Origin of the sequence: Citrobacter sp. CK206 (assembly GCF_030333125.1) — a bacterium.
Taxonomy (GTDB): Bacteria; Pseudomonadota; Gammaproteobacteria; order Enterobacterales; family Enterobacteriaceae; genus Citrobacter_B; species Citrobacter_B koseri.
Genome location: NZ_JAOWGM010000031.1, coordinates 58,390 through 70,040, shown reverse-complemented (window position 1 = coordinate 70,040; position 11,651 = coordinate 58,390). Strand labels below are relative to the sequence as shown.

At 57.0% G+C, this 11,651-nt stretch carries 10 protein-coding genes; 9 read left to right on the top strand and 1 reads right to left on the bottom strand.

Going from position 1 to position 11,651, the window contains the following annotated elements; all coding sequences use genetic code 11:
• Nucleotides 1–113 precede the first annotated feature (113 nt).
• The 9 genes from OGX81_RS21375 to OGX81_RS21335 all read left to right on the top strand — a co-directional run bounded on the left by OGX81_RS21375 (nt 114) and on the right by OGX81_RS21335 (nt 11,316).
• On the top strand, nt 114–395 hold the full coding sequence (locus tag OGX81_RS21375; protein ID WP_012134601.1) for a YjcB family protein: 282 nt from the start codon (nt 114–116) through the stop codon (nt 393–395).
• Nucleotides 396–551: 156 nt separating this feature from the next.
• The gene (fecI, locus tag OGX81_RS21370) at nt 552–1,070 is read left to right on the top strand and encodes a ferric citrate uptake sigma factor FecI (protein WP_012134602.1); all 519 of its coding nucleotides are present in this window, start codon (nt 552–554) and stop codon (nt 1,068–1,070) included.
• A complete protein-coding gene (gene fecR / locus OGX81_RS21365; RefSeq protein ID WP_104867892.1) occupies nt 1,067–2,023 on the top strand; it encodes a ferric citrate uptake sigma factor regulator FecR in 957 nt (318 codons plus the stop codon). The genes fecI and fecR overlap by 4 nt, the downstream gene beginning before the upstream one ends.
• Before the next feature lie 97 nt (nt 2,024–2,120).
• On the top strand, nt 2,121–4,436 hold the full coding sequence (gene fecA, locus OGX81_RS21360) for a TonB-dependent Fe(3+) dicitrate receptor FecA (RefSeq protein WP_104867893.1): 2,316 nt from the start codon (nt 2,121–2,123) through the stop codon (nt 4,434–4,436).
• Nucleotides 4,437–4,536: 100 nt separating this feature from the next.
• Nucleotides 4,537–5,439 (top strand): Fe(3+) dicitrate ABC transporter substrate-binding protein FecB, encoded by a 903-nt coding sequence (locus tag OGX81_RS21355; protein ID WP_104867894.1) that lies wholly within the window; start codon nt 4,537–4,539, stop codon nt 5,437–5,439.
• Nucleotides 5,436–6,422, top strand: coding sequence for an iron-dicitrate ABC transporter permease FecC (gene fecC, locus OGX81_RS21350; RefSeq protein ID WP_104867895.1), 987 nt, complete (start codon nt 5,436–5,438; stop codon nt 6,420–6,422). The genes OGX81_RS21355 and fecC overlap by 4 nt, the downstream gene beginning before the upstream one ends.
• Nucleotides 6,419–7,375, top strand: coding sequence for a Fe(3+) dicitrate ABC transporter permease subunit FecD (gene fecD, locus OGX81_RS21345; protein ID WP_104867896.1), 957 nt, complete (start codon nt 6,419–6,421; stop codon nt 7,373–7,375). The genes fecC and fecD overlap by 4 nt, the downstream gene beginning before the upstream one ends.
• Nucleotides 7,376–8,143, top strand: coding sequence for a Fe(3+) dicitrate ABC transporter ATP-binding protein FecE (gene fecE, locus OGX81_RS21340; protein ID WP_104867897.1), 768 nt, complete (start codon nt 7,376–7,378; stop codon nt 8,141–8,143).
• A gap of 455 nt (nt 8,144–8,598) precedes the next feature.
• Nucleotides 8,599–11,316 (top strand): cation-transporting P-type ATPase, encoded by a 2,718-nt coding sequence (locus tag OGX81_RS21335; protein WP_373561845.1) that lies wholly within the window; start codon nt 8,599–8,601, stop codon nt 11,314–11,316.
• Here the strand turns inward: OGX81_RS21335 and OGX81_RS21330 are convergent.
• The coding region (locus OGX81_RS21330; RefSeq protein WP_286487640.1) for a hypothetical protein at nt 11,291–11,651 on the bottom strand (361 nt) is incomplete at its 5' end. The genes OGX81_RS21335 and OGX81_RS21330 overlap by 26 nt on opposite strands.

The window sequence follows — 11,651 nt, the reverse complement described above, 5'->3', positions numbered from 1 at the left end:
CGTTGTTTCATTCAGTGTCGATGTCATGCCCGTCGATAGCCAGAGTGTACCACGCCTTCCGTGAGCAACGCCGCGCTGTCCAGGGCACCTGCTATTCTCAGAGGAAATGTTTCATGGCTACCATAACCACTGGCGTGGTTCTTCTCCGCTGGCAACTGCTGAGCGCTGTGCTCATGTTTTTAGCCAGCACGCTCAATATTCGCTTTCGTAAATCCGACTATATCGGACTCGCGGTGATCAGTAGCGGCCTTGGCGTCGTGTCGGCCTGCTGGTTTGCAACCGGGTTACTCGGCATCACTCTGATGGATGTCTCCGCAATCTGGAACAATATCGAAGCCGTGATGGTGGAAGCCATGAGCCATACCCCGCCAGAGTGGCCGATGGTGTTGACCTGATGCTGATATAAGCCTCCGCCCGGAGGCTTTTTTATTCTCTCAAAAACAGCCAGTTAACCTTTCTCCCGCTAAAATCGCCGTATCATTTATTGTAATGAGAACTATTCTCATATTAACATCCCCGCCGTGATGATTAACTTTTGATACTTTTCCGCTATGCCGACTCCAGTTCAGTGCGCTCCTTTAACGTTTGAATCGCTGTATCGTGCGCATCACGGCTGGCTGACGCACTGGCTGGCGCGAAAGTTACAGTCGGCGTTCGACGCCGACGACGTAGCCCAGGACACCTTCCTGCGTATTATTAACGGTGAATCTCTGACGGCGATTCGCGACCCAAAGTCGTTTCTCTGCACCGTCGCCAAACGGGTGATGATCGACCTTTTCCGCCGCAATGCGCTGGAAAAAGCGTATCTGGAGATGCTTGCGCAGTTACCCGAAACGCTGGCGCCTTCCGCTGAAGAAAAGCAGTCGCATCTCGAAACGCTGCAACTTGTCGACAGGATGCTGGACGGGTTGAGCGCCAAAGCGAGAACAGCCTTCCTGCTTTCTCAGCTTGACGGGCTGACCTACAGCGACATCGCGCAACGTCTGAATGTTTCCGTCAGTTCGGTGAAAAAGTACGTCGCGAAAGCCACGGAACACTGCCTGCTGTTCCGCCTGGAGCATGACCTGTGAAAACCTCCCTCACCGATGCCCGCCGCCAGGCGCTACGTTCAGCCTCACACTGGTATGCCGTTTTAAGCGGGGAGCGCGTAAGCCCCCAGCAGGAAGCGAGCTGGCAGCAGTGGTATGAACAAGATCAGGATAATCAATGGGCCTGGCAGCAGGTCGAAAACCTGCGCTGCCAGATGAGCAGCGTCCCCGGCAAACTCGCCAGCCACACGCTGAAAGACAGCCGCCTGACGCGCCGCCACGTACTGAAAGGGTTGCTGTTGCTGGTCTGCGCGGGCGGCAGCTGGCAGCTCTGGCGATCGGAGTTGGGTGAAGGCCTGCGTGCTGATTATCGTACCGCCCGGGGGCAGACTCGCCAGCAGACGCTGGAGGATGGCACGTTGCTTTCGCTGAATACCGACAGCGCGGTTAACGTGCGATTTGACAGTAGCCAGCGCCAGATCCAGCTCTGGTACGGCGAGATCGCCATTACCACCGGAAAAGACGCGCTGCAACGCCCGTTTCGTGTACAGACGCGCCAGGGCCAGCTCACCGCATTGGGTACGGAATTTACCGTGCGCCAGGACGGCGATGAAACCGTCCTTAGCGTCCGACAACATGCCGTCGAAGCGATTCTCGCCGGAGATCCGCAACAAAAACGGGTTATTCAGCAAGGTGAAACGGTGCGCTTCAGCGCCTCGCAGTTTGGCGACGTCGCATCATTGAATGACGAGTCTGCAAGCTGGACGCAGGGCGTGTTAAGTTTCAGCGACAAACCTCTGGGCGACGTCATCGCCACTCTCTCGCGCTACCGGCACGGCATACTGCGTTGTGACCCGGCCGTTGCCGGATTACGCCTGACAGGGACGTTCCCGCTCGGCAACACCGATGCCGTACTGAATGCGATCGCGAAAACACTTCCTGTGAAAATTCAGTTTGTTACGCGCTACTGGGTCACGCTGTCCCCTGCCATTTAAACGATAACGAAAAAAATTATCATTTTTATTGTCCCTTTTGCCCCGCTCGTTCGACTTCATAACTGAATACAAATAAAGAAATGATGATGGAGACGTGATGGCCTTTCATAACACAGCACCTCTGGTGATGGCGATTCGTTTAAGCCTGCTTCCGCTTGCCGGACTGGCTTCACTGCCTGCATTTGCCACGCAGTTCGATATTGCCGCCGGAGACTTAGACAAAGCACTTAATCAATACGCTGCCCGCAGCGGCATTATTATGTCAGTGGATGCTTCGCTCACGCGGGGCAAACACAGTGACGGACTGCACGGCGACTACGCGCTTGAAGATGGCCTGCGCACGCTGCTAAAGGGGAGCGGCCTACAGGAAAAATCGTTAGGCGATAACACCTGGACGCTGGAAGCCGCCCCGGTTGCCAGCGAGGACTCGTTGACCGTAGTCGGCGACTGGCTGGGTGAAGCCCGGGAAAACGACGTGTTCGAACATGCCGGCGCGCGTGACGTTATCCGTCGGGATGATTTCACCAAAACCGGCGCGACGACCATGCGCGAAGCGCTGAACCGTATCCCCGGCGTCAACGCCCCGGAAAACAACGGCACCGGCAGCCATGACCTGGCAATGAACTTCGGTATTCGCGGTCTTAATCCACGCCTGGCCAGCCGCTCGACGGTATTGATGGACGGCATCCCCGTACCTTTTGCGCCATACGGTCAGCCGCAGCTGTCGCTCGCGCCGGTCTCTCTGGGCAATATGGATGCCGTTGACGTGGTGCGCGGCGGCGGCGCGGTGCGCTATGGGCCGCAAAGCGTGGGCGGCGTGGTGAACTTCGTGACCCGCGCGATTCCGCAGGATTTCGGTATTGAAGCCGGCGTTGAAGGGCAACTCAGCCCCACCTCGTCGCAAAACAATCCAAAAGAGACGCACAACCTGATGGTAGGCGGAACGGCGGATAACGGTTTCGGCACGGCCCTGCTCTACTCCGGCACGCGCGGCAGCGACTGGCGCGAACACAGCAACACCCGTATCGACGACGTGATGCTGAAAAGCAAATATGCGCCTGACGAGGTACACACCTTCAATAGCCTGCTGCAATACTATGACGGTCACGCCGATATGCCCGGCGGCCTGTCCCGCGCCGACTACGACGCCGATCGCTGGCAGTCCACGCGCCCGTATGACAGCTTCTGGGGCCGCCGCCAGCTTGCCAGTCTGGGGTATCAATACCAGCCCGACAGCCAGCACAAATTCAATGTTCAGGGTTTCTACACCCGCACCCTGCGCAGCGGTTATTTAGAGCAAGGAAAACGCATTACGCTCTCACCGCGCTACTACTGGGTTCGCGGCATTGAACCGCGCTACAGCCAGAGTTTTATGATTGGCCCGTCTGCGCATGAAGTCGGCGTAGGCTATCGCTATGTCAATGAATCCACGCATGAAATGCGTTACTACACCGCAACCACCAGCGGTCAGTTGCCGTCAACATCCAGCCCTTATGACCGTGATACGCGTTCAGGAACCGAAGCTCACGCCTGGTATCTCGATGACAAAATTGATATCGGCAACTGGACCGTTACGCCAGGTATGCGTTTTGAGCACATTGAATCCTACCAGGACAACAACGTTAAAGGTACGCACGAAGAGGTGAGCTACAACGCCCCGCTTCCGGCGCTTAACGTCCTCTACCACCTCACTGACAGCTGGAATCTTTATGCCAACACTGAAGGCTCGTTCGGCACCGTACAGTACAGTCAAATTGGCAAGGCTGTGCAAAGCGGCAATGTGGAACCGGAAAAAGCGCGAACCTGGGAAGTCGGAACCCGATTCGACAACGGCGCGCTGACGGCGGAAATGGGGCTGTTCCTGATTAACTTTAATAATCAGTACGACTCCAACCAGACTAACGATACGGTCACCGCCCGTGGCAAAACCCGTCATACCGGGCTGGAAACGCAGGTACGTTACGATCTCGGCGATATGACGCCCACGCTGGAAAATGTCGCCGTTTACGCTAACTACGCGTACGTTAACGCCGAAATTCGCGAAAAAGGCGACACTTACGGCAATCAGGTGCCGTTCTCACCGAAGCATAAAGGGACGCTGGGCGTGGATTACAAACCCGGCAACTGGACGTTCAACCTGAACAGCGATTTCCAGTCCAGCCAGTTTGCCGACAACGCCAATACCAGGAAAGAGAGCGCGGACGGCAGCACCGGGCGTATTCCGGGTTACATGCTGTGGGGCGCGCGCGTGGCGTATGACTTCGGCCCCGAGATGGCCAACCTGAACCTCGCGTTTGGCGTGAAGAATATCTTCGACCATGAGTATTACACCCGCTCGTATGATGACAACAACAAAGGCATCTATGCCGGACAGCCGCGAACGCTGTATCTGCAAGGGTCACTGAAGTTCTGATTGTTCATTTGTTGCCGGGTGGCAGCGTAAATGCCTTACCTGGCCTACAGAGTGACGTGGGCCAGGTAAGCGCAGCGCCATCCGGTAACCGGAGTTGACTATGTTTGCTTTTATTCGCGTTTATTTTTTCAGCCTGATCGTCCTGGCAGCGCCGGTTTTTGCCGTGACGGTGCAGGATGAACACGGCGCCTTTACCCTGAATAAAACGCCGCAACGGATTGTCGTACTGGAACTGTCGTTTGCCGATGCGCTGGCGGCGGTGAACGTCAGTCCGGTGGGGATCGCCGATGACAACGATCCCACGCGTCTGCTGCCGGAAGTGCGCCAGATTATCGGGCAATGGCAGTCCGTCGGCACGCGCGCTCAGCCGAGCCTTGAGGCGGTCGGCGCGCTAAAGCCTGACCTGATTATCGCTGACAGCAGCCGCCACGCAGGGATTTACGCCGCGCTGCAAGAGATCGCCCCCGTGTTGTTGCTCAAATCCCGTAATGAAACGTACGCCGAAAATCTGCAATCCGCCGCGATCATCGGGAAAGTATCAGGTAAAGATGCGGAAATGCAAAAACGACTGACGTTGCATCGGGAACGTATGCGCGCATTTGCCGCCCACTTGCCGAAAGGGGCCAGCGTGGTATTCGGCACCTCACGCGAACAGCAGTTTAATCTGCACAGCCGCGAATCGTATACGGGCGGCGTGCTCGCTGCGCTGGGTCTGCGCGTGCCGGAGGCAATCAACTCTGCGCCAATGACCACGATTAATCTGGAGCGGCTACTGGCGCTCGATCCGCAGTGGCTGATTGTCGCGCACTACCGCCAGGAGAGCATCGTTAAACGCTGGCAGCAGGATACGTTGTGGTCCATGCTCCAGGCGTCGCAACACCGCCAGGTTGCCGCTGTCGATAGCAATAGCTGGGCGCGGATGCGCGGGATTTTCGCTGCGGAACGCATTGCCGGCGATACGGTGAAAATCTTTCATCACCAGACGCCTGATACCACGCAATGAGGACATTGATCATTTGGGGAGCGCCCGTACTGGCGCTCCTGGCGGCGTTCTGGCTGAGCCTGTTCTGCTACTCGGCGATCCCGATTTCACCCGTCAGTGCTCTGCATGCCCTGTTTCCTTCTTCAACGCCTCCGCTTTCGGAGGCGTTGGTGCGTAATTTACGTCTGCCGCGCAGCCTGGTGGCATTGCTGATTGGCGCCAGCCTTGCCCTGGCGGGAACATTGCTGCAAACCCTGACCCATAACCCGCTGGCCTCCCCTTCTCTGACCGGCATTAACAGCGGTGCGGCACTGGCGATAGCGTTAACCAGCGCATTCAGCCCCATGCTGCTCAGCGGGTATTCCATCGCGTTTATCGCCGCCGCAGGCGGAGGCCTCGCCTGGCTTCTGGTGATGCTGGCTGGCGGCGGCTGGCGACAGGAGCCCGACCGCAACAAACTGATTCTCGCCGGAATCGCGCTCTCCGCGCTGTGTATGGCGCTGACCCGCATCACGCTGTTATTGGCGGAAGACCACGCTTACAGCATTTTTTCATGGCTGGCGGGCGGTATTGCCCATGTGCGCTGGGCTGAGTTCTGGCAGCTCTTTCCTTTTGTTCTGGTGATTATTCCCGCCATGCTGCTGCTGGCGAACGCCCTTAATCTGCTCAACGTCAGCGATGTCGCCGCACACACGTTCGGCGTAAACCTGTTTCGGCTGCGGCTTACCGTCAATATCGGCGTGCTGGTGCTGGTCGGTGCCTGCGTCAGCGTGGCGGGGCCGGTGGCGTTTATCGGCCTGTTAATGCCGCATCTGGCCAGGGCGTGGTCGGGTCACGACCAGCGTAAGTTGCTGCCGATGAGCCTGCTGATGGGCGCAACGTTTATGCTGCTGGCGGATATTCTGGCGCGAGCGCTGGCCTGGCCGGGCGAGCTTCCGGCAGGCGCAGTGCTGGCGCTGATTGGCGCGCCGTGTTTTGTCTGGCTGGCAAGGAGGCGTGGATGAAAGCCTTTATTCTGCTCATCACGCTGCTCCTGCTGAGTATCACCGCGCTGCTGTCATTGCGTCTGGGCGTGGTTCCCCTGCCCTGGTCCGCGCTGATCGATGGCTGGCATACCGGTCACGAGCACCACTATGTTCTGACCCAGTATCGCCTGCCGCGACTGCTGCTGGCGATATTCGTCGGCGCCGCCCTGGCAATTTCCGGCGTACTGGTGCAGGGCATCGTGCGTAATCCGCTGGCCTCGCCGGATATTTTAGGGGTGAACCATGCCGCCAGTCTGGCGACGGTAAGCGCACTCATGCTGCTGCCATCGCTGTCGGTCGTCTGGCTGCCGCTGCTGGCATTTGTGGGCGGGCTTTGTGCGCTGATCTTGCTGCGTGCGATTGCGGGTCGCTCCTCCCCCCTGCGTCTGGCGTTAATCGGCGTGGCGTTGTCGGCAACCTGGGCCAGCCTGACGGATTACCTGATGCTCTCCCGCCCGCAGGACGTTAACAACGCGCTGCTGTGGCTGACCGGCAGTTTATGGGGACGCGGCTGGTCGTTTGTGTATGTGGCGCTGCCGGTAATGCTGGCGCTTATTCCACTCAGTGCCTGGTTTTGCCGCGATCTGGATCTGCTGGCGCTGGGCGATGATCGCGCCAGCACGCTCGGCGTCCCGGTCAGGCGGGCGCAGCGCCAGGGATTGCTCCTCGCCGTCGCGCTGGCAGCCACCAGCGTGGCAGTTTGCGGGCCGATAGCTTTCGTCAGCCTGGTCGTGCCCCACCTGACCCGACGCCTGCTGGGAGGGCGCCATCACTGGCTGCTGCCCGGCGCTGCGCTAATCGGCGCGTTTGTCTTAACGCTGGCCGATTTGCTGGCAAGGATCATTAACCCTCCCACGGAGCTTCCGGCAGGCATGCTCACCGCCATTATCGGCGCGCCGTGGTTTATCTGGTTGCTTGTGAGGATGCGCTAAATGGATATCAGATGTGAAAACCTGACTGCCGGATACGGTGATAAATGCATTCTTGACGGCCTGTCGGTTACGCTACCCGCCGGGCAGATCACCGCATTACTGGGGCCTAATGGCTGCGGCAAATCGACGCTGCTGAAATGCCTTGCCCGCCTGCTCATACCGCAATCCGGCACCTTGCACATTGCGGGTAAGCCGCTGTCGGCATTCTCACCCCGCGCGCTTTCGCGTCACCTGGCGCTACTGCCGCAACAGCACATGACGCCGGAAGGGATCACCGTGCGGGAGCTGGTCAGCTATGGCCGCAGCCCGTGGCTGCCGCTGTGGGGGCGGCTTTCTCGCGACGACCATCAGCATGTCAACCGGGCAATGGCGCAGACGCATACTGACGCGCTGGCAGACAGGCGGCTGACGGAGCTGTCCGGCGGTCAGCGGCAGCGCGTGTTTCTGGCGATGGTGTTAGCGCAGGATACGCCCATTGTATTACTGGATGAACCCACCACCTGGCTCGACATTAATCATCAGGTGGAGTTGATGGCGCTCATGCAGATGCTAAAACAGGCGGGAAAAACGGTCGTGACGGTACTGCACGACCTGAATCAGGCAAGTCGCTATTGCGATCATCTTGTCGTGCTGGCGCAGGGGAATGTGATTGCGCAAGGGCAACCTGTTGATGTGATGCAACCAGAATTATTACGCAAGGTATTTCAGGTTGATGCAGAAATTCACCCTGAACCGCTGACAGGAAAACCAATGTGTATTATTCGTTAGTCTGCTAGTCATATTTTTACCTGTCCAGAGCAGTCTGTTCATCCTGTCAGACTGCTCATCAAAAATATATTCTTATGCCCTTTATTTTTATTCTCTGTCATTAACTTTAAATATTTAAAAGTTATGTAAGGAACACTATATTTAGTGTTTTTCAACCCAGATATTTAACGAAGGCGTAGGTTGAAATCCCGCTAATTACCGCGATGATGATTGCAAAAATAACCAGTAACATCAATCGCCTACCGCTATATATTCCTAACATAATTACCTCCTTTACTAAATTTACATTTCCATCAAAACACTGAAAATATACGCTACAAGCGTTATCTAACCATAAAGATAAAATAATCTTTAACGAAACGCTATTGATTAATGTCAATAATTCAGACTCTTTATTTTAATAGTATAAGCGCGATTCAAAACATTATGCATTTTATACTTCGAGGAATTTTAAATTGACCAGAATGCCGAATAAAAATCGTCTCCATTCTGCGCCATGCGTTGAAAAAAAACCGTACCAGCAATCTGTTAACGAGGTACTTGAAAAAAAGCAGAGTCAGCCTTCCGGGCTGACGCAAAATGAAGCCAGCGCGCGCCTCGCGCAGCATGGGCCTAACGCGCTGCCAGAAAAAGCAGGCAAACCTGCATGGTTACGCTTCCTGGCGCATTTCCACGATGTTCTGATTTATGTCCTGATCGCTGCGGCGGTGCTGACTGCGGTCATGGGTCATTGGGTGGATACGGCCGTCATTTTGGGTGTTGCCGTTATCAACGCGCTGATTGGCCACATTCAGGAAAATAACGCGGAAAAGTCGCTGAAAAGCATCCGCAATATGCTGTCGAACTCAGCGGTCGCGATCCGCAACGGTCAACATGAAACCGTCCCCACAACCGAACTGGTGGTGGGCGATATCGTCGTGCTGCGCGCAGGCGATCGCATCCCGGCAGATCTTCGCGTTATGGAAGCCCATAACCTGCGGGTTGAAGAGGCCATCCTGACGGGCGAGTCTACCGTTGTCGATAAAACAGCCGACACCCTTACCGGCGAACTGCCGTTAGGCGATCGTAAAAATCTGCTGTTCTCCGGCACCACCATCAGCGCAGGCGCCGGGCTGGGCGTGGTTATCGCCACCGGTGAAGAGACTGAACTCGGCCACATCAACCAGATGATGACGGGCATTGAGAAGCACCGTACCCCGCTGCTGGTTCAGATGGATAAACTCGGCAAAGCCATTTTCGCCATTATCGTCGCCATGATGGCAGGACTATTTGTGTTCAGTCTGCTGCTGCGCGATATGCCGATGGGCGAACTGCTGCTTTCTCTGATTAGCCTTGCCGTTGCGGCCGTACCGGAAGGGCTACCCGCGATCATCTCGATTATTCTGTCGCTCGGCGTACAGACGATGGCCCGCAAACGCGCCATTATCCGCAAGCTGCCGACGGTCGAGACGCTGGGTGCGATGTCCGTGATCTGTTCCGATAAAACGGGCACCCTGACCATGAATGAGATGACGGTAAAAGCCATTATTACGGCGGACAAAAATTACCGCGTTCAGGGCAACAGCTATGAGCCAATGGGCGAGATCCATACTGAGGAGAGCGACGCTGCGGTAGAGATCCTGCCCGGCAGCCTGCTGGAGAACTACCTTCGCACTATCGACCTGTGTAATGACAGCCAATTGATTCAGGACGAAAACGGTCACTGGGGCATCACCGGCGGGCCAACGGAAGGGGCCTTAAAAGTGCTGGCGGCAAAAGCGCGCCTTCCCGCCATTGAAACTGAACTGCGCAGCAAAATCCCGTTCGATTCGCAGTACAAATACATGGCGACGCACCATCGCATTGGAAATGAAGAGCGCGTACTGGTGACCGGCGCGCCAGATGTGTTGTTTAAACTGTGCCAGCTACAGCAGACTGCTACCGGTACTGAAGCTTTTACGCAAAATCACTGGGAAGCGGAGATCGCGCGCTATGCGAAAGAAGGTCTGCGCATGGTTGCGGCAGCCTGGAAGCCAGGGCGTGCAGAAGCCGCCTCTCTCACCCATGAGTGCCTGAATGACGGTCTGATCTTCCTGGGCATCGCAGGTATGATGGATCCGCCGCGCCCAGAGGCCATTGACGCAATCCAGGCCTGCCAGCAGGCGGGGATTCGCGTGAAGATGATCACCGGCGATCACCCGCAAACGGCCATGAGTATCGGCGGCATGCTGGGGATTCATAACAGCACCCACGCGGTAACGGGCTACGAACTGGAGCAGATGGACGATGCGGCATTAGCCGAAGCCGCTGTCACCTACGACATCTTTGCCCGCACCAGCCCTGAACATAAACTGCGTCTGGTGAAGGCGCTGCAAAACAAAGGCGAGATTGTCGGTATGACCGGCGACGGAGTCAACGACGCCCCCGCGCTGAAGCAGGCGGACGTCGGCATCGCGATGGGCATCAAAGGCACGGAAGTGACAAAAGAAGCCGCTGACATGGTACTGACGGACGACAACTTCGCCACCATCGCCAGCGCCGTGCAGGAGGGGCGTCGCGTTTACGACAACCTGAAGAAAACGATTCTGTTCATCATGCCCACCAACCTGGCACAGGGTCTGCTGATCATCATTGCCCTGTTGGCTGGGAACCTGATCCCGCTCACGCCGGTACTGATTCTGTGGATGAACATGGCGACCTCCGCCACGCTGTCGTTCGGGCTGGCATTTGAAGCCGGTGAGCGCAACATCATGCGACGCCCGCCACGCCAGAGTAATGAGAACGTCATGGATGCCTTTGCTATCTGGCGCGTCGGTTTTGTCGGAACGTTAATTGCGGCCTGCGCCTTTGCGCTGGAAGTCTGGTTGCAGCCTCGCGGCCACAGCCCGGAGTTTATCCGTACCGTGCTGTTGCAGACGCTGGTCACCGCACAGTGGGTATATATGCTCAACTGTCGGGTTTCGGATGGTTTCTCGCTGGGACGCGGGCTGCTGATGAATAAAGGCATCTGGATGGTCAGCGGCATTCTGTTGCTGTTACAGCTGGCGATTATCTATATGCCTTTCATGCAGATGCTGTTTGGCACAGAAGCGCTGCCGCTGCGTTACTGGGGCATAACCTTCGCTATCGGCGCAGTGCTGTTCTGCATTGTGGAGATAGAGAAACCGCTCACCCGTAAATTCCGCCGGAAATAGCCAGCGGTTCACCGCGAAGCAAAAAGCCTCCCGTAGCGGAGGCTTTTTTTTGCCGATGGGGGAGGCATTTTGTAGGCCCGGTAAGCAAAGCGCCACCGGGCATGACGCCGGATGGCGGCGCAAGCGCCTTATCCGGCCTACGGGAGAGGGATTTTGTCGGCCCGGTAAGCGAAGCGCCACCGGGCATAACGCCGGATGGCGGCGCAAGCGCCTTATCCGGCCTACGGGAGAGAGGTTTTGTCGGCCCGGTAAGTGAAGCGCCACCGGGCATAGCGCCGGATGGCGGCGCAAGCGCCTTATCCGGCCTACGGGAGAGAGGTTTTGTCGGCCCGGTA

Excerpts from the sequence above, each read along its gene's own strand:
- OGX81_RS21375 (WP_012134601.1), top strand. The coding sequence starts at position 114 with ATGGCTACCATAACCACTGGCGTGGTTCTTCTCCGCTGGCAACTGCTG.
- fecD (WP_104867896.1), top strand. The coding sequence starts at position 6,419 with ATGAAAGCCTTTATTCTGCTCATCACGCTGCTCCTGCTGAGTATCACC.
- fecC (WP_104867895.1), top strand. The coding sequence starts at position 5,436 with ATGAGGACATTGATCATTTGGGGAGCGCCCGTACTGGCGCTCCTGGCG.
- OGX81_RS21355 (WP_104867894.1), top strand. The coding sequence starts at position 4,537 with ATGTTTGCTTTTATTCGCGTTTATTTTTTCAGCCTGATCGTCCTGGCA.
- fecA (WP_104867893.1), top strand. The coding sequence starts at position 2,121 with ATGGCCTTTCATAACACAGCACCTCTGGTGATGGCGATTCGTTTAAGC.
- fecI (WP_012134602.1), top strand. The coding sequence starts at position 552 with ATGCCGACTCCAGTTCAGTGCGCTCCTTTAACGTTTGAATCGCTGTAT.
- fecE (WP_104867897.1), top strand. The coding sequence starts at position 7,376 with ATGGATATCAGATGTGAAAACCTGACTGCCGGATACGGTGATAAATGC.